The sequence below is a fragment of the uncultured Sphaerotilus sp. genome (assembly GCF_963924895.1).
In the GTDB taxonomy this organism is placed as follows: Bacteria; Pseudomonadota; Gammaproteobacteria; order Burkholderiales; family Burkholderiaceae_C; genus Sphaerotilus.
In genome coordinates this window covers 52,331-77,734 of sequence record NZ_CAWURG010000031.1, presented here as the reverse complement: position 1 = coordinate 77,734, position 25,404 = coordinate 52,331, and the positions used below count along the sequence as shown (strand labels likewise).

General features: G+C 67.5%; 24 protein-coding genes and 1 pseudogene. 18 read left to right on the top strand and 7 right to left on the bottom strand.

Annotation, left to right across the window (positions count from 1 at the left end; translation table 11 throughout):
* The 3 genes and pseudogenes from AABN02_RS12605 to AABN02_RS12595 form a co-directional block, all read left to right on the top strand.
* Nucleotides 1–136 (top strand): annotated as a pseudogene (locus AABN02_RS12605) (IS1595 family transposase); the annotation flags it as partial.
* A gap of 24 nt (nucleotides 137–160) precedes the next feature.
* The gene (locus AABN02_RS12600) at nucleotides 161–841 is read left to right on the top strand and encodes a carboxylesterase (protein ID WP_338415276.1); all 681 of its coding nucleotides are present in this window, start codon (nucleotides 161–163) and stop codon (nucleotides 839–841) included.
* 80 nt (nucleotides 842–921) lie between these two features.
* Complete coding sequence (locus AABN02_RS12595; RefSeq protein ID WP_338415275.1) at nucleotides 922–1,425, top strand: cytochrome c; 504 nt, start codon at nucleotides 922–924, stop codon at nucleotides 1,423–1,425.
* Between the two features lie 9 nt (nucleotides 1,426–1,434).
* Here the strand turns inward: AABN02_RS12595 and AABN02_RS12590 are convergent, their stop codons facing one another.
* Nucleotides 1,435–1,830 (bottom strand): c-type cytochrome, encoded by a 396-nt coding sequence (locus AABN02_RS12590; RefSeq protein WP_338415274.1) that lies wholly within the window; start codon nucleotides 1,828–1,830, stop codon nucleotides 1,435–1,437.
* Nucleotides 1,831–1,944: 114 nt separating this feature from the next.
* Here AABN02_RS12590 and AABN02_RS12585 point away from each other — a divergent pair, with 114 nt between their 5' ends.
* Complete coding sequence (locus AABN02_RS12585) at nucleotides 1,945–2,916, top strand: transglutaminase family protein (RefSeq protein WP_338415273.1); 972 nt, start codon at nucleotides 1,945–1,947, stop codon at nucleotides 2,914–2,916.
* A 12-nt stretch (nucleotides 2,917–2,928) separates the two neighbouring features.
* Here the strand turns inward: AABN02_RS12585 and AABN02_RS12580 are convergent, their stop codons facing one another.
* Nucleotides 2,929–3,252 (bottom strand): hypothetical protein, encoded by a 324-nt coding sequence (locus AABN02_RS12580; RefSeq protein WP_338415272.1) that lies wholly within the window; start codon nucleotides 3,250–3,252, stop codon nucleotides 2,929–2,931.
* 289 nt (nucleotides 3,253–3,541) lie between these two features.
* Here AABN02_RS12580 and AABN02_RS12575 point away from each other — a divergent pair, with 289 nt between their 5' ends.
* The 3 genes from AABN02_RS12575 (at nucleotide 3,542) to AABN02_RS12565 (ending at nucleotide 5,208) form a co-directional block, all read left to right on the top strand.
* Nucleotides 3,542–3,766: an antitoxin VbhA family protein gene (locus AABN02_RS12575; RefSeq protein WP_338415271.1), complete on the top strand. Its 225-nt coding sequence runs from the start codon at nucleotides 3,542–3,544 to the stop codon at nucleotides 3,764–3,766.
* A 160-nt stretch (nucleotides 3,767–3,926) separates the two neighbouring features.
* Nucleotides 3,927–4,496 carry a hypothetical protein gene (locus AABN02_RS12570; protein WP_338415270.1) on the top strand — a complete coding sequence of 190 codons (570 nt, stop codon included), beginning with the start codon at nucleotides 3,927–3,929 and terminating at the stop codon, nucleotides 4,494–4,496.
* Nucleotides 4,486–5,208: a hypothetical protein gene (locus AABN02_RS12565; protein WP_338415269.1), complete on the top strand. Its 723-nt coding sequence runs from the start codon at nucleotides 4,486–4,488 to the stop codon at nucleotides 5,206–5,208. The genes AABN02_RS12570 and AABN02_RS12565 overlap by 11 nt, the downstream gene beginning before the upstream one ends.
* Here the strand turns inward: AABN02_RS12565 and ureC are convergent.
* Genes ureC through AABN02_RS12545 form a run of 4 tightly spaced genes read right to left on the bottom strand, consistent with a single transcriptional unit; the run spans nucleotide 5,205 to nucleotide 7,777 of the window.
* Nucleotides 5,205–6,944: an urease subunit alpha gene (ureC, locus tag AABN02_RS12560; protein WP_338415268.1), complete on the bottom strand. Its 1,740-nt coding sequence runs from the start codon at nucleotides 6,942–6,944 to the stop codon at nucleotides 5,205–5,207. The two genes, AABN02_RS12565 and ureC, sit on opposite strands and share 4 nt — an antisense overlap.
* 2 nt (nucleotides 6,945–6,946) lie before the next feature.
* Nucleotides 6,947–7,252 (bottom strand): urease subunit beta, encoded by a 306-nt coding sequence (locus AABN02_RS12555; protein ID WP_179634241.1) that lies wholly within the window; start codon nucleotides 7,250–7,252, stop codon nucleotides 6,947–6,949.
* Between the two features lie 19 nt (nucleotides 7,253–7,271).
* Nucleotides 7,272–7,451 (bottom strand): hypothetical protein, encoded by a 180-nt coding sequence (locus tag AABN02_RS12550; RefSeq protein ID WP_338415267.1) that lies wholly within the window; start codon nucleotides 7,449–7,451, stop codon nucleotides 7,272–7,274.
* Between the two features lie 23 nt (nucleotides 7,452–7,474).
* Nucleotides 7,475–7,777 carry an urease subunit gamma gene (locus AABN02_RS12545; protein WP_310462168.1) on the bottom strand — a complete coding sequence of 101 codons (303 nt, stop codon included), beginning with the start codon at nucleotides 7,775–7,777 and terminating at the stop codon, nucleotides 7,475–7,477.
* Between the two features lie 71 nt (nucleotides 7,778–7,848).
* Between AABN02_RS12545 and AABN02_RS12540 the strand changes: the two genes are divergently transcribed.
* From AABN02_RS12540 to AABN02_RS12515, 6 genes are all read left to right on the top strand, one after another.
* On the top strand, nucleotides 7,849–11,322 hold the full coding sequence (locus tag AABN02_RS12540) for an ATP-binding protein (protein WP_338415266.1): 3,474 nt from the start codon (nucleotides 7,849–7,851) through the stop codon (nucleotides 11,320–11,322).
* Nucleotides 11,306–12,265 carry a response regulator transcription factor gene (locus tag AABN02_RS12535; protein ID WP_338415265.1) on the top strand — a complete coding sequence of 320 codons (960 nt, stop codon included), beginning with the start codon at nucleotides 11,306–11,308 and terminating at the stop codon, nucleotides 12,263–12,265. Before AABN02_RS12540 ends, AABN02_RS12535 begins: the two co-directional genes overlap by 17 nt.
* A 129-nt stretch (nucleotides 12,266–12,394) precedes the next feature.
* Nucleotides 12,395–13,519, top strand: coding sequence for a TIGR04222 domain-containing membrane protein (locus tag AABN02_RS12530; RefSeq protein ID WP_338415264.1), 1,125 nt, complete (start codon nucleotides 12,395–12,397; stop codon nucleotides 13,517–13,519).
* Nucleotides 13,520–13,572: 53 nt separating this feature from the next.
* Nucleotides 13,573–14,745 (top strand): S1C family serine protease, encoded by a 1,173-nt coding sequence (locus AABN02_RS12525; RefSeq protein ID WP_338415263.1) that lies wholly within the window; start codon nucleotides 13,573–13,575, stop codon nucleotides 14,743–14,745.
* Between the two features lie 11 nt (nucleotides 14,746–14,756).
* Nucleotides 14,757–15,842: a hypothetical protein gene (locus tag AABN02_RS12520; protein WP_338415262.1), complete on the top strand. Its 1,086-nt coding sequence runs from the start codon at nucleotides 14,757–14,759 to the stop codon at nucleotides 15,840–15,842.
* A 145-nt stretch (nucleotides 15,843–15,987) separates the two neighbouring features.
* On the top strand, nucleotides 15,988–17,229 hold the full coding sequence (locus tag AABN02_RS12515; RefSeq protein WP_338415261.1) for a hypothetical protein: 1,242 nt from the start codon (nucleotides 15,988–15,990) through the stop codon (nucleotides 17,227–17,229).
* A 68-nt stretch (nucleotides 17,230–17,297) separates the two neighbouring features.
* Here AABN02_RS12515 and AABN02_RS12510 read toward each other — a convergent pair whose 3' ends face one another.
* Entirely contained in the window at nucleotides 17,298–19,439 is a 2,142-nt protein-coding gene (locus AABN02_RS12510; RefSeq protein WP_338415260.1) for a capsule assembly Wzi family protein, read from the bottom strand.
* A gap of 92 nt (nucleotides 19,440–19,531) precedes the next feature.
* Here AABN02_RS12510 and AABN02_RS12505 point away from each other — a divergent pair, with 92 nt between their 5' ends.
* The 5 genes from AABN02_RS12505 to urtD all read left to right on the top strand — a co-directional run bounded on the left by AABN02_RS12505 (nucleotide 19,532) and on the right by urtD (nucleotide 25,377).
* A complete protein-coding gene (locus AABN02_RS12505; protein ID WP_338415259.1) occupies nucleotides 19,532–20,446 on the top strand; it encodes an oxygenase MpaB family protein in 915 nt (304 codons plus the stop codon).
* Nucleotides 20,447–20,517: 71 nt separating this feature from the next.
* A complete protein-coding gene (gene urtA, locus AABN02_RS12500; protein ID WP_338415258.1) occupies nucleotides 20,518–21,804 on the top strand; it encodes an urea ABC transporter substrate-binding protein in 1,287 nt (428 codons plus the stop codon).
* Nucleotides 21,805–21,815: 11 nt separating this feature from the next.
* Complete coding sequence (gene urtB / locus AABN02_RS12495; protein WP_338415257.1) at nucleotides 21,816–23,378, top strand: urea ABC transporter permease subunit UrtB; 1,563 nt, start codon at nucleotides 21,816–21,818, stop codon at nucleotides 23,376–23,378.
* A 50-nt stretch (nucleotides 23,379–23,428) separates the two neighbouring features.
* Complete coding sequence (gene urtC / locus AABN02_RS12490) at nucleotides 23,429–24,496, top strand: urea ABC transporter permease subunit UrtC (protein WP_338415279.1); 1,068 nt, start codon at nucleotides 23,429–23,431, stop codon at nucleotides 24,494–24,496.
* Complete coding sequence (gene urtD, locus AABN02_RS12485; RefSeq protein ID WP_179634249.1) at nucleotides 24,493–25,377, top strand: urea ABC transporter ATP-binding protein UrtD; 885 nt, start codon at nucleotides 24,493–24,495, stop codon at nucleotides 25,375–25,377. Before urtC ends, urtD begins: the two co-directional genes overlap by 4 nt.
* The last annotated feature ends 27 nt before the right edge of the window (nucleotides 25,378–25,404 follow it).

Sequence of the window (25,404 nt, the reverse complement as noted above, 5' to 3'; positions counted from 1 at the left end):
TCTGGCAGCGTTCGCCTACCGCTTCAACCGTCGATTCGACCTGCGCGGGCTGGTGGCTCGACTCATCATGGATGTCTCGCGGTGCAAGCCTCGGGCTCAGCGGGTCGTTCGGGGGAATGCTGAGGATCGTTGCTAATCAGGCAGCGCTATGCTGACCGCCATGGCACTCGACACCCTTGATTTCCAGTCCGGCGACCACCCCGTCGCCAGCCTCATCGTCCTGCACGGCCTCGGCGCCGACGGCAACGACTTCGTGCCCATCGCGCGCGAACTCGATCTGTCGGCGGTCGGCCCGGTGCGCTTCGTGTTCCCGCACGCGCCGATCCGGCCGGTCACCCTCAACGGCGGCATGAAGATGCGCGCGTGGTACGACATCTACACCTCGGACCTCGTGCGCCGCGAGGACGAAGCCGGCCTGCGCGCGTCGATCGCCGACGTGCAGGCGCTGCTGGACCGCGAGGCCGCGCTCGGCATTCCGCCAGAGCGCACGGTGCTGATGGGGTTCTCGCAGGGGTGCGCGATGGCGCTGCTGGCGGGCCTGCGCGCACCGCAGCGGCTGGCGGGCATCGTGGGTCTGTCCGGCTACCTGCCGCTGGCGGCCACCACCGCGGCCGAGCGCAGCGCCGCCAACCAGGATGTGCCAGTGTTCATGGCGCATGGTCGCCAGGATCCGGTCGTGGTGCCCGCGCGCGGTGCCGCGTCACGCGATGCGCTGCTGGCGCTGGGCTACAGCGTCGAGTGGCACGACTACCCAATGGACCACTCGGTCTGCATGGAAGAGATCGAGGACCTGAACGCCTGGCTGCTGAAGGTGCTGAAGGTTTTGCCGCACCGGAACTGATCCAGGGCAAGACCGGCCCGAGGGATGCGCCCATACTCGGCACCGTACCCACCCGAACCGGGTGCGCGGAGGTGTTGACCATGGCGAAGATCCTGAAGTCCCGGCTGACGCAGCCCCTGCCTCTGACGCTGGCGGTGAGCGCCGCGTTGCTGCTGGGTGGCTGCAGCGTGGAGTGGATGAACCTGCAGCCCGCGCGCGAGGTGGCCGAGCAGGCCAGACCGCCCGGTGAGGTCTACACCGGCTGGCGCGTCTACCAGGACAAGTGCGCCGCCTGCCACGGCGTGGAGCCGCTCGGCACTGCGCGCGCGCCCAACCTTGTCTTGCGGCTGCAGGATCTCGGCCCGCAGCGCTTCGCCAGCCTCGTGCTCACCCGCTACGACTTCAGCCTGCCGGGCATGCCGCCGCGCAGCGACGCGCCGATCCCCGATGCGCTGATCGACGAGGTCGTGGCGCGCAAGGCCGGTGACATCGCCATGCCGGCGTGGCAGGGCGAACCGCGGGTCAACGCCCACGTCATGGACCTGTACGCCTACCTCTCGGCCCGCGCCCAAGGCACACAGGGCCCCGGTCGCCCGACCCCCTGACCTTGGCGCTCAGGGCACCAGCACCAGCAGCCAGTTCACCAGCATCCGCGCATCGGCTTCGCTGATCGCGGTGGCGTTCGGCGGCATCGCGGTGGCGCCGGTCTTGCCGGTCCAGTGGCGAGCGTTCGGATTGGAGCCGGTCATCACGGTCTGCGTGAGCCGGTCCGATGCGCCGGGGTCGTCGCGGTACTTCAGCGCGATCTCGCGCCAGGCCGGTGCGATCGGCGGCAGCCCGTCGGCGCGTTTCGCGGCGGGCAGCACGCTGTGGCAGGCCATGCAGCCGCTGTCGGTGGCGAGCTTGAGCAGGGCGGTGTCGTTCTCGGCTGGGGTGGCCTGGGCGGGCAGGGTGGTGGCGAACAGCGCCGCAGCGGCGATGGGCAACAGGGCACGGAAACGAAAACGCATGGACGGTGGACCTCTCTGGAGCATGTCTCTGGAACGGACCCCTGGAGCCTAGGCGCTCGGTGGCCGCGGGGCTTGAGCTGCATCAAGTTACCTCGGCGCGCTATGCTGGTCCGCATGGCCCTCATCCGCATTTCCCACCAGACCATCTACCGCTACCGTGAGCCGGTGCAGTTCGGCGAGCACCGCTTCATGTGCCGCCCGCGGGGCAGCCACGATCTGCGCCTCGTCGAGACCGGCCTCACCGTGCGCCCGACGCCCAAGCTGCGCTGGATCCACGATGTGTTCGGCAACTCGGTGCTGGTGGCGACTTTTGCCGAGAAGGCGTCCGAGCTGGTCTTCGAGTCCACCTTCACGGCCGAGCACTACCCGGTCGATCCCGACGTGGAGCTGATCGAGCCCTACGCCGAGACCTTGCCCTTCACCTACGACGCCAGCGAGATCCCGGACCTGTCCCGCGTGATGGAGCGCCATTACCCGGATCCGCGGCACCAGATCGATGCCTGGGTGCGGGCGGTGTGCGCCGAAGCCGACACGGCGCGGACACTGGAAGTGCTTTTCGCCATCACCCGCGCCATCAAGGCCCAGTTCGCCTACGAGGCCCGCGACGACGAGGGCACACGCACGCCCACCGACACGCTGGCGCGTGGCAGCGGCAGTTGCCGCGACTTCGCGCTCTTCATGATGGAGGCCGTGCGCAGCCTCGGACTGGCGGCCCGCTTCGTGTCCGGCTACCTCTATGGCGACGTGCTGCCGGGCAGTGGAGCGGCCGTGGTCGGCGGTGGCGCGACCCACGCCTGGGTGGAGGTCTACCTGCCCGGCGCCGGCTGGCTGCCGTTCGACCCGACCAACGCGATCATCGGCGGACGGCACCTGATCCGCGTGGCGACGGCACGCGATCCCTCGCAGGCCGCGCCGCTGCGGGGCAGCTATGTGGGGCCAGCGGACGCCTACCTCGGGATCACGGTCAATGTGACCGTGGCGGTGACCGGCTCCTTCGGTGATCCGGTGCCCGCAGCCGTTGGTGAGCAGCAGGACCCCGTCGGCGGCCCGGTCGCCGGCAAGGTCCCCGCTGCCGGCACACCCTGACGCGCTCCCGGTTCAGCACAACAGACGCATCGCCAGCCGCTCGTGCCACGCCCGCGCCTGCCAGACGGCCAGCGCGTTGTCGGCGAAGAACTTGCCGGTGTCGGTCATGCGGAAGTAGCGCAGGCCCGCGAAGCCGGCCGGGTTGTCGTATTCGGCGACCAGTCCGTAGTCGTGCAGCGGCCGGAACGCGGACATCAGCCGCGCGCCATCGAGCATGCAACTCCGCGTCTCCGCGTCCATGACGACGATCACGTTGCCCCGGCGCAGGGCGGCCAGTGCGTCGATGAACTCGCTGAGGTTGAGGATGATGGAGGGGGCGGGCGAGGGGGTGTGCATGCTGCGGCTGCCTTTCGGTGCGGTGGGGCAGCCATCAGCGATCGACCAGTCCGGGGGCAGGGCCCAAGGCCAAAGCCATTTGCAGGAGCTGCAGGACCCACGATAGTCCTGCAGCCCGGAAACTGACTGAAGGAATTGGAGAGGCTTTGCCCGCTTCAAGGCATTGCGCATGCTGGCGTGTGCCCAGCGCGCTTGTGCGCCGACAGCCGGCCGCGCATCAGCCTTGCGCCTAGGGCGTGCAGTTCGCGGGTCGAGACGTTATGCTGACTCCTCATTCAAGGAATTCGCCATGCCGCTGACCGAGCATGTCCACGCTGCCGAACTGACCCGAACCGTGCGGAAGGGGCATGTGGCCCTGTCGCCGGAGGAGCGCCGCGCACGCGAGGCGGCGGTCCGTTTCGCCAATGCCTCGGTGGGCTTGGAGGGGTTTCGGGTGTCGCCGGAAGCCGAGGTGCGGGCGCGGCGCTTCATTGATGGCGAGATGGATCTGGCCGAGTTTCTCCAGCGTCCCTGACGCATGACCGGGTCGTCGAACTTCAACTCGTGTCGAGACCTGGCCACTTCGACGTAGTCCACCTGCAGGACACTTGGTGCATCTTTCTGGAATTTCCGGTTCGGGGTTTCGTGATTTGATGCACGCCGGTTGCTGAAGTGCCTCTGTATCATGGCGCCGCATGATGCATACCTTTGTTTTTGGTATTGGTGGCGCAGGTTGCCGAATGGCGGCATATTTTGTCCAACGATCACCTGTGCGGGTTTATGGCCTGAATACAGATCAAGCCGCGCTGAATACCTGCCCGCTTGCCGACAAATTCCTGCTCGGTCCCCAAATATGCCAAGGCCGCCCCGCAGGGGTTCCGGCGCTTGGGCTGAGGGCCGCCGCAGAATCGCGGGTCGACCTCATGGACCTGATATCGGGTGCCGAGCGACTGGTGCTGGTCACCGGCCTAGGCGGCGGGACTGGCACGGGCGCTGCACCGGCGATTGCCAAGATGGCGCGGGAGAGCGGCGTGTCAGTTCAAGTCGTGGCGACCCTGCCGCTGCGACTGGAAAAGCGCCGTCGCGAGCAAGCGCAAGCCGCCGTTGATCAGTTCATCGTCGCCGACATCGATCTGATCCTGCACGACCACGAGGACTTGGTGATTCGCCACGCCGGCCATGCTTCGCTGGACGACTATTTTCTGAAAATCGACCAATGGGTGGTCGAGGATTTTTTGACCAGAGAAATTCAACATGCACAATAAAGAACTTGCTGTTCAATACTCAAAAATATTGAGCGGCATGGACCTGTCGCTTATCGAGAATAGTGGCACGCCAAACGGTCTTTCTGGAATATTCCTGAGCACGGTGGGCGACGGTTATGCCAATGCCACCAACAAAATCATGATTGTCGGTTGCGAAACAGCGGGGTGGTCAATATTGCCTCCCGCCGGACGGGACGACATGGACGATTACATCGCCCGTTCGATGGGCAAGCACAGGCGCTTTCTGGACAAGCAACTGCAGAGCCGCAACGCTCGCGGCTACACCTTCCACAATTTCATCAGAAGCATGACCAGGAAATCAGGTGCGGACGGGCTGGTCTATTCGAACCTGTTCTGTTTCGATTGGAAGCAGGGCAGCCCGATGAAGCATCCCCGCTTCCCGGAGATCAAGAGGCATTCGCAAGCCCTGCTCAAGGCGCAGATCGACGTGCTCCAGCCCGACACCATCATCTTCGCCAACGGCATGAACACGGCCGGCTGCCGGCGCGAGTATTTCCCCACCGACGGGCCGGGCCAGGTCTGCACCAATGTGCGGGATCACGTCAGTGCCGGCATCGGGCGCGAGCACCTCTTGGAGTTCGACTTGCACGAGCACATCCGCTGCCTCCGGATTCACCACCCCTCGGCGCGTTCCAAAGGGGCCGCCCATGCCCGTGAGTTCCTGATCGGCTTGCTGCCTGCAGCGGCCTAAAACAAGAAGTACCGCTGCCCCATCGGCAGACTCGTCGCCGGCTCGCAGGTCAGCAGCTGCCCGTCCGCCCGCACCTGGTAGGTCTGCGCGTCGATCTCCATCACCGGCAGGTAGTGGTTGTGCACCATGTCGGTCTTCTTCACCGTGCGGCAGCCCTTCACCGCGGCCAGCGTCTTGCGCAGACCGTAGGCCGCGCCCACCCCGCCCGCGAGCGCCGACTGGCTGACGAAGCTCAGCGATGTCCGCGTGAGCGCGCCGCCGTAAGAGCCGAACATCGGCCGGTAGTGCACCGGCTGCGGTGTCGGGATCGAGGCGTTCGGGTCGCCCATTGCGGCCATCGCGATGAAGCCGCCCTTGAGCACCAGGCTGGGTTTCACGCCGAAGAACGCTGGCCGCCAGAACACCAGATCCGCCCACTTGCCGACCTCGACCGAGCCGACCTCGTGGCTCACGCCGTGGGTGATCGCGGGGTTGATGGTGAGCTTGGCGAGGTAGCGCTTGATGCGGGCGTTGTCGTGGCGGTCCGAGTCGCCGGGCAGCTTGCCGCGCTGCGACTTCATCTTGTGCGCCGTCTGCCAGCAGCGGATCAGCACCTCGCCGACGCGGCCCATCGCCTGCGAGTCCGACGAGAACATGCTGATCGCGCCGAGGTCGTGCAGGATGTCTTCGGCGGCGATCGTCTCGCGGCGGATGCGCGATTCAGCGAAGGCCAGATCCTCGGCCAGCGACGCATCCAGGTGGTGACACACCATGAGCATGTCGAGGTGCTCGTCCAGCGTGTTGATCGTGTAGGGCCGCGTCGGGTTGGTGGACGAGGGCAGCACGTTGGCTTCGCCGACCACCTTCATGATGTCCGGCGCATGGCCGCCGCCCGCGCCTTCGGTGTGGAAGCTGTGGATGGTGCGGCCCTTGAAGGCGGCGACCGTGTCCTCGACGAAGCCGGACTCGTTGAGCGTGTCGGTGTGGATCGCGACCTGCACGTCGGTTTCCTCGGCCACGCTCAGGCAGCAGTCGATCGCGGCCGGTGTCGTGCCCCAATCCTCGTGCAGCTTCAGGCCGATGGCGCCGGCGTCGATCTGCTGGCGCAGGGCTTCCGGGCGGCTCGCGTTGCCCTTGCCGAGGAAGCCGATGTTCATCGCGAAGGCATCCGCCGCCTGCAGCATCCGGGCGATGTTCTCGGGGCCGGGGGTGCAGGTGGTGGCGAAGGTGCCCGTCGCCGGACCCGTGCCGCCGCCGATCATCGTGGTGACGCCGGAGGTCAGCGCTTCCTCGATCTGCTGCGGGCAGATGAAGTGGATGTGGCTGTCGATGGCGCCGGCCGTGACGATCATCCCCTCGGCGGCGATCACCTCGGTGCCGGGGCCGATGACGATGTCCACGCCGGGCTGCACGTCCGGGTTGCCGGCCTTGCCGATGGCGCAGATGCGGTGGCCGCGCAGGCCGATGTCCGCCTTGACGATGCCCCAGTGGTCGAGGATCAGCGCGTTGGTGATGACGCAGTCGACGGCATCACCGGGGCCGGGGCCGTTCGGGCGCTGGCTCTGGCCCATGCCGTCGCGGATGGTCTTGCCGCCGCCGAACTTCACTTCCTCGCCGTAGCCGCCAGCGCGCAAGGTCAGGTCTTGTTCGACTTCGAGGATCAGGTCGGTGTCGGCCAGCCGCAGCCGGTCGCCCACCGTCGGGCCGAACATCTCGGCATACGCGCGCCGCGGGAAGGTTGCAGAGGACGTCGCCATGTTCAAAGTGCTCCCTGCACGAGGCCGCGGAAGCCCCACACCTGCCGGTCCCCGGCGAAATCGCACAGCTCGACCGTGCGCTGCTGGCCCGGCTCGAAACGCACCGCCAGCCCGCTGGCGATGTTGAGCCGCATGCCGTGGGCGGCGGCGCGGTCGAAGCGCAGGCCGGCGTTGGTCTCGGCGAAGTGGTAGTGCGAGCCGACCTGGATCGGGCGGTCGCTGGCGTTCTCGACCACGAGGGTCAGCGTGCGCCTACCCGGGTTGAGGGCGTGTTCGCCGTCGTCGGTGAAGAGTTCTCCGGGGATCATCGGGTCACCTCGCGGTCGGTCATTTCTTGCGCGTGAACCACAGCGCGGCGCCGATCCCGGCGGCCAGCAGGTAGCCGATCGTGTCGGTCGAGTGCCAGTGCGAGGCGCCGGGCAGGCCGTGGCCTTCGTGGGCGAGGGCGGAGTGGGACAGCGCCGTCAGGGTCAGCAGCGCGGCGGCAAGGCGGGTGGTGTGCTTCATGTTGGTGCGTCGCGTGGTGCGGTTCAGGCAATGGGTTGGTGCACGGTCACCAGCTTGGTGCCATCGGGGAAGGTGGCCTCGACCTGGATCTCGGGAATCATCTCGGCGATGCCGTCCATCACGTCCGAGCGCCGCAGGATGGTCTTGCCGTCGCTCATCAGCGCGGCCACGGTCTTGCCGTCGCGGGCGCCTTCCATGATGGCCGCGGTGATCAGCGCGATGGCTTCCGGGTAGTTGAGCTTCAGTCCGCGGGCCATGCGGCGTTCGGCCAGCAGCGCGGCGGTGAAGATCAGCAGCTTGTCTTTCTCGCGGGGGGTGAGTTCCATGGCGGGGCGGGTAGTAGGCGGGTGCGCGGGCGGTTGCGTGGGCTGGTGCGTTTCTTGAGTGCGAGAGCGGCATGACCACTGCCGCCGGAGATTCAGCGATCTTGCCTGCACAGGCAGATTTCGGGCCAGCCCCTGCAAACCCGCAGGGTGCCGCCGCGGCGTCGGCCGAGCCGCAGCAGCGCGTCATCAAGATCCGCCGCGACTACAACACCTGGGTCGCCAGCGAGACGCTGGAAGACTACGCGCTGCGCTTCGCCCCGCGCAGCGCCCGGCGCTGGAGCATCGGCCGGGTGGCGAACACGGCGTTTGGCGGCGCGGCGTCCTTCCTCGTGCTGGAGGCGGTGGGGGCCACGCTGCTGGTGCGCTACGGCTTCACCAACGCGGCGCTGGCGATCCTGGCGACGGGGCTGATCATCGCGCTGGCGGGCCTGCCGATCAGCGTCTACGCGGCGCGCCACGGCGTGGACATGGACCTGCTCACGCGTGGGGCCGGTTTCGGCTACATCGGCTCGACCATCACCTCGCTCATCTACGCGAGCTTCACCTTCCTCTTCTTCGCCCTCGAAGCGGCGGTGATGGCCTACGCGCTGGAGCTGGCCTTCGACATTCCGCCCGCCTGGGGCTACCTGCTCTGCGCGGTGGCGGTGCTGCCGCTGGTGACGCACGGCGTGTCGATCATCGGGCGGCTGCAGGTGTGGACGCAGCCGCTGTGGCTGCTGATGCTGGTGACGCCCTATGTCGTCGTCTTCCGCGCGAACCCGGGCGTGGTCGCTGACCTGATGCAGTACGGCGGCGCCCAGGGCGGCTCGGCGGTGTTCGACCTGCGCTCCTTCGGCGCCGCGATGACGGTGGGCATCGCGCTGATCACGCAGATGGGCGAGCAGGCCGACTACCTGCGCTTCATGCCCGAGCGCACCCGGGAGAACCGGCTGCGCTGGTGGGCCGGCGTGCTGGCAGGCGGCCCGGGCTGGGTGGTGCCGGGCGTGCTGAAGATGCTGGGCGGGGCGCTGCTGGCCTTTCTCACCATCGACAACAGCGTGCCGGTCGAGCGCGCGGTCGACCCGAACCAGATGTACCTGACCGCCTACGAGCTGGTCTTCCCGCACTACGACTGGGCGGTGGCGGCCACGGCGCTGTTCGTCGTCGTCTCGCAGCTCAAGATCAACGTCACCAACGCCTACGCGGGCTCGCTGGCGTGGTCCAACTTCTTCTCGCGCGTGACGCACAGCCACCCGGGGCGCGTGGTCTGGGTCGTCTTCAACACCGGCATCGCGCTGATGCTGATGGAGCTGGACGTGTTCCAGGCGCTCGGCCACGTGCTGGGCCTGTACGCCAACATCGCCATCAGCTGGATGATGGCGGTGGTGGCGGACCTGGTCATCAACAAGCCGCTGGGCTTGAGTCCCAAGGGCATCGAGTTCCGCCGCGCCTACCTGTGCGACATCAACCCGGTCGGCGTGGGCGCGATGGGCATCGCGTCGGCCGTGTCGGTGGCGGCGCACCTGGGGCTGTTCGGCGACATGGCGCAGGCCTGGTCGGCGCTGATCGCGCTGGTGACGGCGCTGGTGGCCTCGCCGCTGCTCGCGTGGTGGACGGGCGGGCGCTGGTACCTCGCGCAGCGCGTCGGCGTGCCGGATGACGCGCCGGGGCAGTTGCAGCAGGACGGCCGCTACCGGCGCTACGCCACGCTGCAGCGCTGCACCATCTGCGAGCGCGAATACGAAGGCGAGGACGTGGCGCACTGCCCCGCCTACGGGGGCGCGATCTGCTCGCTGTGCTGCACGCTGGACGTGCGCTGCCACGACCTGTGCAAGGTGCCCGAGGCCAGCCTGTCGGCGCAGTGGTCGGCAGTGCTGCGCTGGGCGCTGCCGCAGGTGGTGTGGCCGTATCTGGACAAGGGGCTGGCGCACTACCTGCTGCTGATGCTGGTGGTCGCGCCGCTGCTGGGCGGGCTGGCGGTGGCGCGGCGGGCGCTGGTGCTGCCGACCCTGGCGCTGGTGGCGGGCGTGGTCGCGTGGTGGCTGGTGCTGGCGCACAAGAGCCGCCAGGTCGCGCAGGAGGAGGCCAACCGCCAGACCCAGGCGCTGCGCCGCGAGATCGAATCGCACCGGCAGACCGACCTGCAACTGCAGCAGGCCAAGCGCCAGGCCGACGCTGCCAACCAGGCCAAGAGCCGCTACATCACCACCATCAGCCACGAGCTGCGCACGCCGCTCAACTCCATCCTCGGCTACGCGCAGCTGCTGGAGGACGACGAGGCGATGCCCCCTGCGCGCCGGCAGGCCGTCAGCGTCATCCGCCGCGGCGGCGACCACCTGCTGACGCTGATCGAAGGCACGCTCGACATCGCCCGCATCGAGAGCGGCAAGCTGCGGCTGGACGTGCGCCCGATGCGCTTCGCCGACACGATGGACGAGGTCGCCCGGCTGTTCGAGCTGCAGGCGGCCGCCAAGGGCATCGGCTTTCGCTGCGAGTTCTCCAGCCTGGGCGATGCGGCAGGCGTGCCGGCCTGCGTGCGCGCCGACGAGAAGCGGCTGCGCCAGATCCTGATCAACATCGTCGGCAACGCGATCAAGTTCACCCGCGAGGGGGCGGTGGTGCTGCGGCTGCACCACGCCCGCGAGATGGCGCGCATCGAGGTCATCGACTCCGGCCCCGGCATGACGCCCGAAGAGCTGGCGCGTATTTTCGAACCCTTCGAGCGCGGATCGGCCAGCGGCGGAGCGGTCACGGGCGGCGCGGGTCTGGGCCTGACGATCAGCCGGATGCTCACCGACCTGATGGGCGGCGAGCTGACGGTGGAGAGCACGCCCGGCGTCGGCACCACCTTCCGGCTGCGGCTGTTCCTGCCCGAGGTGCGGGGTGCGCTGGTCGAGCGCGTCGCGCCACAGCGGCAGCGCACCGGCTACACAGGGCCGCGCCGCTGCGTGCTGGTGGTGGACAACGAGGAGGTGGACCACGGCCTGATCGCCAGCCTGCTGGCGCCACTGGGTTTCACGATCCGGCAGGCGGCCAGCGGCGAGGCGTGTCTGGCGCTGATGGCCGCTGGCCCGCGACCGGATGCCATCTTCATGGACCTGGCCATGCCTGGCATCGACGGCTGGGAGACGCTGCGCCGGCTGCAGGCACTCGGGTTGGGCGATCTGCCGGCGGCCATCGTCTCGGCCAACGCGTTCGACAAGGGGCTGGACAACGATGTCGGCATCACCCCGACCGACTTCCTCGTCAAGCCGGTGCGGGTGGGCGAGCTGCTCGACTGGCTGGGGCGGCGGCTGGCGCTGACGTGGATTGACGCGCCGCCCGCACCACCGGCACCGCTGTCGTCCCCGGTGGCGGTGTTGCCCGACCCCGAGCGGCTGCATGCGCTGCAGGATGCCGTTTCACTCGGGCATGTGCGCGGCGTGCTGCGGCTGCTCGATGCGCTGGACACCGAGCGGCCCGCGTGCCGTGATTTTTCCGACCGCCTGCGCACGCTGGCGCGGCAATTCCAACTGGACGCGATGAGCGGATTGCTCCGCAAGGCCCTTGATGACTCCACTGCCTGACCGAACCACCGACCGCAGCGCCGATGTGGTGCTGATCGTCGATGACGTGCCCGACAACCTCGCCGTGCTGCACGACGCGCTGGACGAATCCGGCTACACCGTGCTGGTGGCGCTCGACGGCGTCACTGCGCTCGACCGGGCTGCAAGGGCACAGCCGGACGTGATCCTGCTGGACGCGGTGATGCCGGGCATGGACGGATTCGAGGTGGCCCGCCGGCTCAAGGCCGACCCCGCCACCGCGTCGATCCCGATCATCTTCATGACCGGCCTGACCGAGACCGAACACGTCGTGGCGGCCTTCGCGGCCGGTGGCTGCGACTACGTCACCAAGCCCATCCGCGCCCGCGAGGTCATCGCCCGCATCACCGCGCACACGCTGGCCGCCCGCGAGCAGCAGCAGGCGCGCAACGCGCTCGACGCGTTCGGCCACGCGACGCTGGTGGTGCGGCGTGCCGACGGCCGGCTGGTCTGGCAGACGGCGCTGGCCCGGCAGATGCTGGAGGCGCACTTCCAGTCCGACGGCCGGCGCGCGCCGACGCCGCTGCTGTCCTGGCTGCAGCACGAGACGGCGCGGCTGGGCGCGATCGAGGGGCTGGTGCCTGGATCGCCCTCCGTGACGCTGGAGACCGGTACCGGCCGGCGCCTGCGCTTCACGCTGCACGAGGCGACCGGCGAGGGCGAGTGGATGCTGGTGCTGCGCGAGGCCGACGACGCCGCTGCGCTGGAGGCGCTGGCGCTGGCCTTCGGGCTGACGCCGCGCGAAGCCGAGGCGCTCTACTGGGTCGCCAAGGGCAAGACCAACCGCGACATCGGCGACATCGTCGGCGCCAGCCCCGCGACGGTGAAGAAGCACCTGGAGCACGTCTACGAGAAGCTCGGCGTCGAGACGCGCAACGCGGCGGCGGCGGTGGCGCTGGGCAAGGTGCCGCAGATCGGGCGGTGAGGTCAGGTGAAGCCTGCCTTCGGGCCTATGGGGTGCCCCAGATAGATCGCCAAGGGCCTTGTGCCTACGCTGTGGTCATGCCGTCGCTTTTTGCCTGATGTCCAGGCCAGCAGCGGCAGGGAGACAGCGATGCGACTCACCGATCCTGCTGCCACTGCGCTGTGGTCGCGCCTGCAAGCCTTCAAGCTAAACCCACCCGGCCTGACGCGCACGATCAGCGCCCGCCTCGCCGAAGAAAACGGCTGGACCACCGAGTACACCCGGCGCGCTGTCGAGGAGTACCGGCGCTTTCTGTTTCTGACGCAGGTGGCGGGGCGGCCGGTGTCGCCGTCGGTGGCGGTCGATGTGGTGTGGCACACGCACCTGCTGTATTCGCGGGATTATTGGGGGCGGCTGTGCGGGGAGGTGCTCGGCGGGCCGCTGCACCACGACCCGAACCCAGGAGGCAAGCAGCAGAACGCCCGCCACGACGACCAGTACCGCGACACGCTGGACGACTACCTGCGGGTGTTCGGCACGGCACCACCCGGCGATCTGTGGCCGACCACAGTGGCCGCACCGGCTCCGGCATCGGAAATCCTGAGCGACCACCACCGCATGCTCACCCGCCTGCTGGCCGGTGGGTATCGCCCGAGCGTGCTGGCCTTTCTGAGTGGCGGGCATGGGCGTGTCACCGACACGGCGCTGGCGAGCTTGCAGCAGCGTGAACTCCTGAGCTTGGCGGCGGGTCAGCCTGTGCTCGGCAGTCGGGTGCCGCGTGATGACGAGGGATTGACGCCCGAGGAATGGACCGTCTGGCGCAAGCTCACCGGCCGCGGCCGTTCACCCAAGCTGCCGCTGGGTCTGGTCCACCACGAAGTTCAGCAGGAAGCTGTGAACGAAGGTCTGTGGCCAACACCCGAGCAACAAGGCAAGCGGTGGATGGTGTTCTGGTGCAAGACGGGGCTGATGATGATGCTGGCTGGGCTGCTGTTTTACTGGGAGCTGGCGGCTCTTGTGATCTGGGTGCCGTTTGGCGGGTTTCTGGTGCTCCGCTTCACCAGGGCGGTGATCAAACCCAGCCAGCTGGGTCAGTACCTGGTCGAAGAGCTGCGCCACTTGGTGCCACAGGGCACGGTGGCGCCTGACAGCCCGCTGGCCCCGTTGCTGGTCGCCACTGGGGCGATCTCGTTGAAGTCGCTCTCCGTGCCCGCCAAGAGCGACGGTGGGGGATGTGGCGGCGGCGGCTGTGGCGGCTGTGGCGGCGGTTGCTGAAATCTTGAAGAACGTTGGAGACCATCATGACTATGCGGAGATATTCATCTTCCATGCTGTGCGGATTTTTCCTGGCACTGCCGGTTGCCGCACAGGATATTCCGAACGTGTCGCCCAACCAGGTGGCACCCAATATTTCGCCTGATCGCTCGGTTAGCCCAGAAACGTCAGGGTCGTCGGTTTACAACCGAGCCGTGAATGGCGTGGTCTGGATTGACTGCATCGGTAAGAACAAGAATGGCGAGGCGGCTGGGGGAGTGGGAGCCGGATCCATTCTGAATGCCCAGGGCTTCATCCTGACCAACTACCATGTGGTGCAGGGGGCGGATCGCTGTTATGCCGCCCTGAAGCCGCAGGGGCTGACGGCATTGACCAACAAGACCCCCAGGTACAAGCTGGCCTTGCTGGCACTCGATCCTTCCAAGGACTTGGCCATTTTGGTCATGGAGTCCGCACCCGCCGGTTTGGTGTCGATTCCGCTGGGCAGCATGAATGATGTGCAGGTCGGACAGGAGGTCCACGCCATCGGACATCCGAAACACCAAGCATGGACCTACACCAAAGGGGTTGTCAGTCAGATCCGCCTCCAGGAACAGGGTATCTCACCCTTTGTCGCTGACGTTGTGCAAACACAGACGCCCATCAATCCTGGAAACTCAGGAGGACCGCTGCTGACCAACTCCGGAAAACTGATCGCAGTCAATACATATGTCCGCACTGATGCCCAGAACATGAACTACGCAGTGGCAGTCAGCGAGGTCGAGCGATTCATTGAAACTGTACGCCGCTCGGACAACAAACCCCGCTCGTTTTCGCAGGCAGAGACTGGCACCAAGGCGGAGGCCGCCCCCTCGACGACAACCCCAGCGGCTTGCGAGTCAGCCAAGGTATTGGGGGAAGAGCGGTCCAGGAAATTCGCGGCCAAGATCATCTCCTTGGACCTGGGCTGCACCGGGCGCGCCAATGCTGCCTATTTCGTGCCGGATGACACCGCCAAGGAAAAGGTGCTGCATGTCAGCACGCAGCCCCCCGCGCCCGGAGGCGACCGCTATTTCGATGTCCGCTACTACGTTGACCAGCGCACGGGAAAGATCCTGTGGTCCTGGCATGACGTGGACATGGATGGCAAGCCCGATTACATGGGGGTTCACAAAAACGGTGAAAAAACCCCCAGTGAATTCATCCCGTTCAATGCGACGGTGGGCAACAGATTTTCTCAACCGTGAAGGAGCATGTGATGCGATACCAAGAATTTCGTCTGACCCTCGGTGCCGCGCTCGTCTGCGCATCGATATTCGGCGCACAGGCTGCACAAGCGCAGTCACGCACGTACTGCGCAGTGGAAATCGGCTCGAAAGGGGTCAAGGGCCGCGGGTTCGAGTTTGGTGTCAAGGGCGGTGATTCGTCGGTTCGGACGGGTTTCAGCCGGGACATCAACACCACGATCATTGCCAGCCTCAAGGACGGCCTGTTTTCATCGACCGCCATCGATGAAACCGCCGAAGCGGTCTCGACCTTGATCAAGGAAATGCGGGCCATGACACCCGACTGCAAGGCCTTTGCGGTCGGCAGCAGCGGCGTGGCGATCGCGAAGAACAAGGAGGCGCTGGTCGAAGCCGTGGGTCGGCGCGTTGATGTGGGGGATCTTGATTTTGTCACCCCTGAGCAGGAGGCCGAATACGGTTTCATCTCGTCCGTGCCAAAGCGAGACTGGTCGAACACGGTGCTGGTGGACATCGGCAGCTCCAACACCAAGATGGGCTATGTGAGCGATGGCAAGTTTCGCGCCGCGGACATTCCGTTCGGCAGCGTGTCCTTGTCGAAGAAAGCGGCGGACGGGGGGGCGGATTTCTCCAAGGCCCTCGCGGGAGTGCTTGACACGCAGGTGAGAACCTCTTTCCGGGACGCCAGCTCAAAAGCCCCGGGCATGAGCAACCGCAAGAAAGTCATCTGGATCGGTGGGGCCGCGTGGAGCACGGCGACCTTCATGCGGCCTGATCAGTCGCTGCGGCCTTTTGTCCGACTGGATCGGGCGGATGTGAAGCGCTTCATTGGCAGCCTGAATGACCGGACCTGGTCGAATTACAAGCCGTCGGCCAAGGCGTCCGCCAAGGTGCACGCCGCCTTCGACAAAGACGCGGCCAGGGTGCTGGACATCTTCACCCGCGACAACCTGCTGTCGGGGGTCAGCATCTTCGATGCCTTCCTGAATGACCGGGGTGTGGACGGTCCGGTCAATTTCGCCCGCCAGGGGCAGTGGGTCATGGGGTATGCCGCGGCCAAGTTTGCCGATGATGTCTGGTCCGATGAGGCGCTGGAGTAGCTTGGCGTGCCTGGGCATGGATGCAGAGCCTATGGGGCGCCCCAGATAGATCGTCGGCGACCTTGTGTCTACGCTGTGTCCATGCCGTCGCGTTTGAGTTTGTTGTTGGCCTGATGTCCAGGCCGGTGACGGCAGGGAGACAGCGATGCGACTCACCGATCCTGCTGCCATGGCGCTCTGGTTGCGCCTGCAAGCCTTCGAACTCGATCCACCCGGCCTGGTCCGCACCATCTCGGACCGTGTGGCGCTGGAGCAGGGCTGGTCTGCGGCATACACCCGGCGTGTGGTCGAGGAGTACCGGCGCTTCCTGCTGCTGACGCAGGTGGCGGGGCGGCGGGTGTCGCCTTCGAGGGCGGTCGATGCTGTCTGGCACACGCACCTGCTGTACTCGCGGGACTACTGGGACCGGCTGTGCGGGCAGGTGCTCGGCCGCACCCTGCACCACGACCCGAATCCCGGCGGCCCCGACCATGATGCCCACCACCAGACGCAGTACCACGACACGCTGGCCGCGTATGAGCGGGTCTTCGGAGAAGCGCCCCCCGCCGATCTCTGGACCCACAGCCCGGCGGATCCAGCCTGGTCGCTGGCTGGCCTGAGCGAGGCCCATGCACTCAAGGCCAAGTTGATGGCGGGGGAATTCCGGCCGAGTCTGCTGGCCTTGCTGCGCGGCGGGGAGCCACGGGTCACAGCCACGGCGCTGGCCGGCTTGCACCAGCGCGGATTGCTGGGTTTCGCGGGGGGTCAGCCGGTGTTGTCCAAGCGGATGCCGGAGGAGCACGAGGCCCTGACGTCGGAAGAATGGCAGGTCTGGCGCGCGCTCCGGCAGACCACTGACAGCGGCCAGCCGCCGAAGCTGCCCCTGTCGCTGGCCTACCCGGAGCTGGTCCAGGAGGCGATTGATGCGGGTCTGCGGCCGACGCCGCCGGACCATGCACAGCGGGTGGCCAAGCGGCGCACCACCGCTTGGCGCAGTCCGCTGCGTCTGGCCGCGCTGGCGGTGGCGGCGCTGCTGAGCGTGAACGGAGTGTGGTTCCATGCCGTGTTGATCGTGCTGTGGTGGGGGTGGACACTGCAACAAGCCTATGCCGACACGGAGGTGCAGCCTACCGATCGGGCACGGCAACTGGTGGACGAGTTCATCCGCCTGGTTCCAGCTGGAACGTCGGTGTCTCTGGGCAGTCCGCTGCTGGCCACGGTGGTGGCTGCGGGCGTGATCGGTGGGGCCAGCGCGGCCGACTTGGGTCCGCTCCAGTCGGCCATCGTGCCGGGACGCCAGGAAGGCGGGGGCTGCGGCGGTGGGGGTGGTTGCAGCGGCGGTTCGGGCGGCGGGGACGGGGGTGGTGATGGCGGCGGCGGCGGCGGGGGTGGATCTGGTGGCGGTTGAGCGTGCCTGCCTCTACGCCATATAGGGCTTTGTTGCACAACCCATCCCGGGGCGAGATTCCCCGGTCCTCACAAGGGCATCTGGAACACGACCGACTGCGGCGTCAGCCAGAGGCGGGCGCCGGGCGCGTGGTCGGTGTCGGCGCTGCGGCGGGCGAAGTGATCCCCGGCCGCGTAGCCGAGCAGCGCGCCGCCGACCGTGTCCGAGAACCAGTGCTGGCGGCCCGACACGCGGGCGGCATTGGTCAGCGCGGCCAGGCCGTAGAGCCACGGGGCGTCGTAGCGCTGGGCGTAGGGCGTGAGCACCGCCCAGGCCAGTGCGCTGTGGACCGACGGAAAGGCGCTGCTGGCCCGCTGGGTGCCGCTGAAGTCGGCCGCACCCTGTCCGGCGCTGGGCCGCGAACGGTTCACCACGAATTTGACCGCGGTGGCGGTGACCGCGGCGGTGGCGCTGGCGAGGAGGGCGGCCTGGTCGACGGTCCGCTGTGCGGGGTCGTCCCGCAGGAGCCACGAGAGTCCGGCCAGCCCGAGCCCTGCGACCGGGAGCAGGTCCCCGACGCGGCGCAAGGCCTTGGCCGACGGTGTGCTGCCATGGTGCTGGGCGTAGTCGTCGAGCGGGCGGTCGAGCATGGCCGCGCCGACGACCAGCCCCGCGCCGACGAGGGCCCGGTTCCACGCGGGCTGGCTGCCGGACAGTGCGTCGGCCAGCCCGCGGCCGGCCGCGTCTGCCGGCTGGTCCAGGTCCATGCGCAGATGCATGCCGAGGCGAGTCTGGTTGCGCACACCCGAGGGTGTGTCGAGCCGGGACCAGTCGAGTTCGGGTGTCACGGTGGCTGCGCCCCAGGCCAGGCGGTGCTGCAGCGTCAGGCCCAGCAGGCGCCCCGAGTGCTGCGGATCGCGGTCGAGCGGGCTGTAGGTGCCAATGCGTGAACCGATGGAGCCCAGGTGCAGCCGCACGCTGCCGCGGCCCGCACCATCGATCCAGCCGAGCGTGAACAGGCGTGAATCCGGCCCGGCGCTGGCGCCGATCCAGCGGCCGGCACTGACATAACCTTCCGGGTAGGCGTAGTTGCGGTAGGCACAGCCCCGCATCGGCGCCTTGCCGACCGGACTGCCGCAGCCGGTTTCGGCATATTCCGCAAAGAAGCGGTCGCTGCCGTCGGCGGTCCAGGTCTCGATGCCGTAGGTGCCGAGGTACCTGGATGGCAGGTGGCCGGCCTCGTCCTCGCCGATCAGTTGTCCGTACACGGCGCAGGCGAGACCGGTCGGGCAGCGCACGCGCAGATCGAACCCCGACATCTGGTTGCCCGGGTCTGCCGCCTGCTGACCCTCGGTGTCGGCGTTGGAGCCTGCGCCGGTGACCAGACGCAGCAGGCTGCCGACCGACGGATGTCGGCCTCGGCCGCCCCATTGCGCTGTGCGCGTCAGACCGATCTCGGCGTGCCGGAAGGGGCGCAGCGTGAGCCGGGCGCCGACGAGAAACGGGTTGGCCGGCTGCTGCACGTCTTCGGTCTGCGCGATGAAGGCCGCGAGATTCCAGGGCCCCATCCAGGCGAGCCAGCGGGAGTCGGAGGTGGACGCCGAGGCGCGTTGCAGCCCGATGCCGCTGAAGGCCGGGGCGTTCTGGCTCAGCGCCAGCGCGTTCTGCCAGCCCGGGCTCCACCAGGCGCGGTGCGTCCAGGCCTGCAACTCGACGCCGAGTGCCTCGGTGACCAGCGCCGTCTCATCCAGACGGAAGGCGGCGCCCGGACGGTCGGCGTTCGCGTGGCTGGTGATGCGGCCGCCGAGCTGCAGCGCCAGGCGCGGTCCCTGCGCGACGGCACTGCGCACCGCCAGGCTGCTGCCGGGCGTGGCGTCGTCCCCGAATCCGGACAGCGCGTCGGTCGCGGGCCGGACCGTCAGCGAGAGCTGGCTGTGCTGCTGCGCCTGCAGCTCGCGCCGCACCTGTTCGCGCGCCGCGTCCAGCGGCGGAGGCAGGGTGGCGGGCAGGGCGTCCAGTGCCTGCACGACGGCCGCCAGGGGCAGCGGCCACTGGGTGGTGGTCAGGTCGAGACCGGCTTCGTCCACCAGCAACTCGATCGCGTGGCGTGCCGCCACGCCGGGTGTCCACGGGACCGATGGCTGGGCCTGCGCGGCAGGCCAACCCAAACCGGCCACGAAGACCAGGGCGACAGCGCGGTGCCGCGACTGCACAAGGAACGAAATCGACATGGGCCTGCCCTGGGAGATTTTTGCGTTACAGGGTACGCTCAAATCATGAATTCGTGATTTAGTTCCTTTTTTATTTGGATTGGATCAAATCGATGCAACTCCGGCCTGTTCGGAATGGACTGGACCGCTGGCTGCTGCACCTGCTGCGGCCCGAGGGCGTGTCCGGCGATGTGTTTCTGCAGCCGGCGGGCGAGTCCGCGCTCACGGCCCCTGACGCGGTGTCCTGGGCGGTGTTCAAGAACCCGCTGGCGCTCCTGATCGGCGGGGTGGCGGCGGTGGTGCTGGAATTGGCCGAACCGCGGGTGCGCAGCGGTGTCTGGTCCCATTCGACCTTTCGGCAGCGGCCGCTGGACCGGCTGCAGCGCACCGGCCACGCGGCGATGGTGACGGTGTACGGCGCGCGCAGCCGGGCCGAGGCCCTGATCGCGGCGGTCGGCCAGCGGCACGCCCAGGTACAGGGCGTGACCCCCGACGGCCGGGCCTACCGCGCCACCGATCCCGAACTGCTCGACTGGGTGCACGGGACAGCGAGCTTCGGTTTTCTTTCGGCCTATCACGCCTTTGTCCGGCCGCTGGACCTGCCCCAGCGGGACCGCTTCTACGCGGAGGGATGCGAGGCCGCGCGCCTGTATGGCGCCACCTCCGCCCCGCGGTCCGAGACCGAGATGCGCGCGCTGCTGGCACGGATGCAGCCGCGGCTGGAGCGCTCGGACAGTCTGGTCGAATTCCTCACGTTGATGCAGCGGGTGCCCTTGCTGCCCGGGCCGCTGCGGTGGCTGCAGGCGCTGCTGATCCGGGCGGCGGTGCAGACCATCCCGGCGGACTTGCGCGCCCACCTCGGGCTGGACGGACCGCGGTGGCGGCTCTCGGCGTGGCAGCGCCAGCTGGTCTGCCTGGCGGGTGCCGCGGCAGACCGCGTCATCCTCGACGCCCATCCCGCCGTGCAGGCCTGCCGCCGCCTCGGCCTGCCGCGGGACCATCTCTACGCCATCCGGCGTATTTCCTGATCCGACCCCGGCCGGGACACTGCGGGCATCCGATCCACCCGCTCACCAGCCCCTTCCGGAGTCAACCTGTCATGAAACTCGTTTCTGCCACCCGCCGCTCGTTTGCCCAGAAGCTCAGCGCCGTCGCCCTCGGCGTCGCCGTGACCACGCTGCCGCTGCTGGCCAACGCAGCCGACACCATCAAGGTCGGCATCCTGCACTCGCTGTCGGGCACGATGGCCATCTCGGAAACCGTCCTCAAGGACGTGGCCCTGATGACCATCGAAGAGATCAATGCCAAGGGCGGCGTGCTCGGCAAGAAGCTCGAACCTGTGGTGGTCGACCCGGCCTCCAACTGGCCGCTGTTCGCCGAAAAGGCCAAGCAGCTGATCGACCAGGACAAGGCGGTCGTCACCTTCGGCTGCTGGACCTCGGTGTCGCGCAAGTCGGTGCTGCCGGTGTTCGAAGAGAAGAACTCGCTGCTGTTCTACCCGGTGCAGTACGAAGGGGAAGAGCTGTCGAAGAACGTGTTCTACACGGGCGCGGCGCCGAACCAGCAGGCCATCCCCGCGGTCGAGTACCTGATGAGCAAGGACGGCGGCTCGGCCAAGCGCTTCGTGCTGCTGGGCACCGACTACGTCTATCCGCGCACGACCAACAAGATCCTGCGCGCCTTCCTGAAGTCCAAGGGCGTCGCCGAGTCGGACATCATCGAGGAGTACACCCCGTTCGGTCACAGCGACTACCAGTCGATCATCGCCAAGATCAAGAAGTTCTCCAGCGAAGGCAAGAAGACCGCCGTCATCTCGACCATCAACGGCGACTCGAACGTGCCCTTCTACAAGGAACTGGGCAACCAGGGCCTGAAGGCGACCGACGTGCCGGTGGTGGCCTTCTCGGTGGGTGAGGAAGAGCTGCGCGGCGTGGACACCAAGCCGCTGGTGGGGCACCTGGCCGCATGGAACTACTTCATGTCGATCAAGAACCCGACCAACACGGCGTTCATCAAGCAGTGGAGCGACTATGCCAAGGCCAAGGGCATCGCCGGCCACAAGGACAAGCCGCTGACCAACGACCCGATGGAAGCCACCTACCTCGGCATCCACATGTGGGCGCAGGCGGTCGAGAAGGCCAAGTCGACCGACACCGACAAGGTGATCGCGGCGATGGCCGGCCAGACCTTCAAGGCCCCGGGCGGCTTCATGTCCACGATGGACAAGGAAAACCACCACCTGCACAAGCCGGTCTTCATCGGCGAGATCAAGGCGGACGGCCAGTTCAACGTGGTGTGGAAGACGCCGGGTCCGGTCGTGGCCGATCCGTGGAGCGACTACATCGCCGAGAACAAGGGCAAGAAGAACGTGCCTGAGAAGAAGTAAGGCTGTTGGCGATGTGCACCCGGTTCCTGCCCCTGTTGTTCAGTGGCCTGCTGTGGTGCGTGGGCGCGGTGCACGCGCTCACGCCGCAACAGGCGCTTTCCCTCTCCACAGGCGAGACCGATGCGCGCATCGCTGCCTTGAACCAGGCGGCGGCCGAGGCCGACCCCGCGCTGGCCGACTTCGTGCGGGCCTTGCTGGACGGCGAAGTCAAGGTCGCCGACGGCAAGGTCTTTGTCGTGCGGGGTGACGCCACCGCGCCCGACACCGCCGAAGACGTCATCAACAACAACCGGATGCGTGGCGCCCTCGAAGCCGCGCTCGGCGCACTGAAACTGGTGTCGCCCGACGTGCAGGTGCGCACCGAGGCGCTGGACGAGCTGCGCAAGCAGTCGCTCGAAGAGGCGCAACTGCCGCTGATCGAGAAAGCCTACGCCGCCGAGACCGACGCGACGCTGAAGGCGCGGCTGGAGCTGATGCGCGCCACCATCCTGATCACCTCGGCCGACCCGGCCAAGCGCCTGGCCGCCGCGCAGTCGCTGGCCGGCAGCAGCGAGCCGGCGGTGAAGAGCCTCATCCAGGAACGCCTGACCCCCGGCGCCGAAACCGACAACGCTGTGCGCGGCGCGTTGATGACCGCGCAGACCGCCGTCGAAGGCAAGCTGGCCTGGGGCGAGCGGCTGGGCGTCGTGTTCACCGGCGCCAGCCTCGGCTCGATCCTGCTGCTGGTCGCCCTCGGCTTGGCGATCACCTACGGCCTGATGGGCGTGATCAACATGGCCCACGGCGAGCTGATGATGATCGGCGCCTACGCGACCTGGCTGGTCCAGAACGCCTTCCGCCAGTACCTGCCCGCCAGCCTGTTCGACTGGTACATCGTGCTGGCGATCCCTGCGTCGTTCGCGGTGGCGGCGCTGGTCGGCGCAGTGCTGGAGCGCACGGTGATCCGCTGGCTCTACGGCCGGCCGCTCGAAACCCTGCTCGCCACCTGGGGCATCTCGCTGGTGCTGATGCAGGGCGTGCGCACGCTGTTCGGCGCGCAGAACGTCGCGGTCGAGAACCCGTCCTGGCTCTCCGGCGGCGTGCAGGTGATGTCCAACCTGATCCTGCCGTACAACCGGCTCGCCATCATCGCCTTCGCTTTCTTCGTGCTGGCCGGCGTGACGCTGATGATCAACCGCACGCGGCTGGGTCTCTTCGTGCGCGGCGTGACGCAGAACCGCCGCATGGCCGCCTGCGTCGGCATCAACACTGCCCGCATCGACACCTACGCCTTCTCGCTCGGCGCCGGCATCGCGGGTCTGGCCGGCTGCGCGCTGAGCCAAGTCGGCAACGTCGGGCCTGACCTGGGGCAGAGCTACATCGTGGACGCCTTCATGGTCGTGGTCACCGGTGGCGTCGGCCAGCTCGCGGGCACGGTCTACGCCGCGCTCGGGCTGGGCATCCTCAACAAGTTCCTCGAAGGCTTTGCCGGCGCGGTGCTGGCCAAGATCATGGTGCTGGTGTGCATCGTGGTCTTCATCCAGAAACGTCCGCAGGGTCTGTTCGCCATGAAGGGCCGGAGTGCAGAGGCATGAGCGCCGTGATGACCAATTCCCTCCTGGGCGCCAAGGGCTGGGCCGCCGTGATGGCCGCGACGGTCACCGTGGTCGTGCTGGTGCCGATCCTGAACCTGCTGGTCCCTGCCGACAGCGCCTTCCACCTCAGTGACTACGCCGTTTCCTTGATCGGCAAGATCATGTGCTACGCCATCTGCGCGCTGGCGATGGACTTGATCTGGGGCTACACCGGCATCCTGAGCCTCGGCCACGGCCTGTTCTTCGCGCTCGGTGGTTACGCGATGGGCATGTACCTGATGCGCCAGATCGGCCGCGACGGCAACTACAAGAGCGACCTGCCGGACTTCATGGTCTTCCTCGACTGGAAGGAATTGCCCTGGGCCTGGACCTTCTCGGACAGCTTCCTGTTCCAGATGGCGCTGGTCGTGCTGGTGCCGGGGCTGCTGGCGCTGGTGTTCGGCTTCTTCGCCTTCCGCAGCCGCATCAAGGGCGTGTACTTCTCGATCATCACGCAGGCGATGACCTTCGCCGCGATGCTGCTGTTCTTCCGCAACGAGACCGGCTTCGGCGGCAACAACGGCTTCACCGACTTCAAGCGCATCCTGAACATCCCGCTCGCGCAGCCGTCGACCCGCATGACGCTGTTCGTGCTGACGGGCCTGACGCTGATCGGTTTCTACCTGCTGGCGCGCTGGATCGTCGGCAGCAAGTACGGCCGCGTGCTGCAGGCCATCCGCGACGCCGAGACCCGCGTGATGTTCACCGGCTACGACCCGATCGCCTACAAGCTGAGCATCTGGACCTTCAGCGCGGTGATGTGCGGCGTGGCGGGCGCGCTCTACGTGCCGCAGGTCGGCATCATCAACCCGGGTGAAATGAGCGCGGCGGCCTCGATCGAGATCGCGATCTGGACGGCGGTCGGCGGGCGCGGCACCTTGATCGGCCCGATCCTCGGCGCGTTCTTCGTCAACGGCGCCAAGAGCTGGTTCACGCAGGTCTTCCCCGAGTTCTGGCTGTACTTCCTCGGCGCGCTGTTCATCGCGGTGACGCTGTTCCTGCCGCGCGGCATCGTCGGCCTGTTCGACAAGTTCTCGTCCGCTGCGGCCAAGGGTGACAAGAAGGAGAAGCGCGCATGACGCCCGACCTGATGGAATCGATGTCCGAGCTGCGCGCGCGCCACGAAGCGCGGGTGGCGCAGACGCAGGGCGAGTCCGGCGACCGCGCCGCGGCGTTCGGGCGGCTGCTCAAGGGCGGCGAGCCGGACTTCACCCACGGCGTCGCGCTCTACCTCGACGACATCACCGTGAGCTTCGACGGATTCAAGGCGCTGAACGCGCTGAGCCTGACGATCAACGTCGGCGAGCTGCGCTGCATCATCGGCCCGAACGGCGCCGGCAAGACGACCATGATGGACGTCATCACTGGCAAGACCCGGCCGGACGCGGGCAAGGCCTCGTTCGGCTCGACCATCGACCTGCTGCGCCTGCGCGAGAACGAGATCGCGCAGATCGGCATCGGCCGCAAGTTCCAGAAGCCCACCGTCTACGAGCAGCTCAGCGTGTTCGAGAACCTGGAGCTGGCGCTGAAGGCCGACCGCCGCGCCCGCGCGAGCCTCTTCCACCGCCTCACCGGCACCCAGCTCGACCGCATTGGCGAGATCCTGGCGCTCATCCACCTGAAGGACGACGCGCAGCGCACCGCCGGTCTCCTCTCGCACGGGCAGAAGCAGTGGCTGGAGATCGGCATGCTGCTGATGCAAGACCCGAAGCTGCTGCTACTCGACGAGCCGGTCGCTGGCATGACCGACGAGGAAACCGAGCGCACCGCGGAGCTGTTCCTGTCGCTCGAAGGCCAGCACTCGCTGGTGGTGGTCGAGCACGACATGAAGTTCGTCGACCAGCTCACCGAAGGGCGCAAGACCGTCACCGTGCTGCATGAAGGCAGTGTGCTGGCGGAGGGGAAGCTGTCTGAGGTGCAGGCCAACGAGAAGGTGGTCGAGGTCTACCTCGGCCGCTGAAGAGAAGAAGGGAAGAAGGGTCGACAC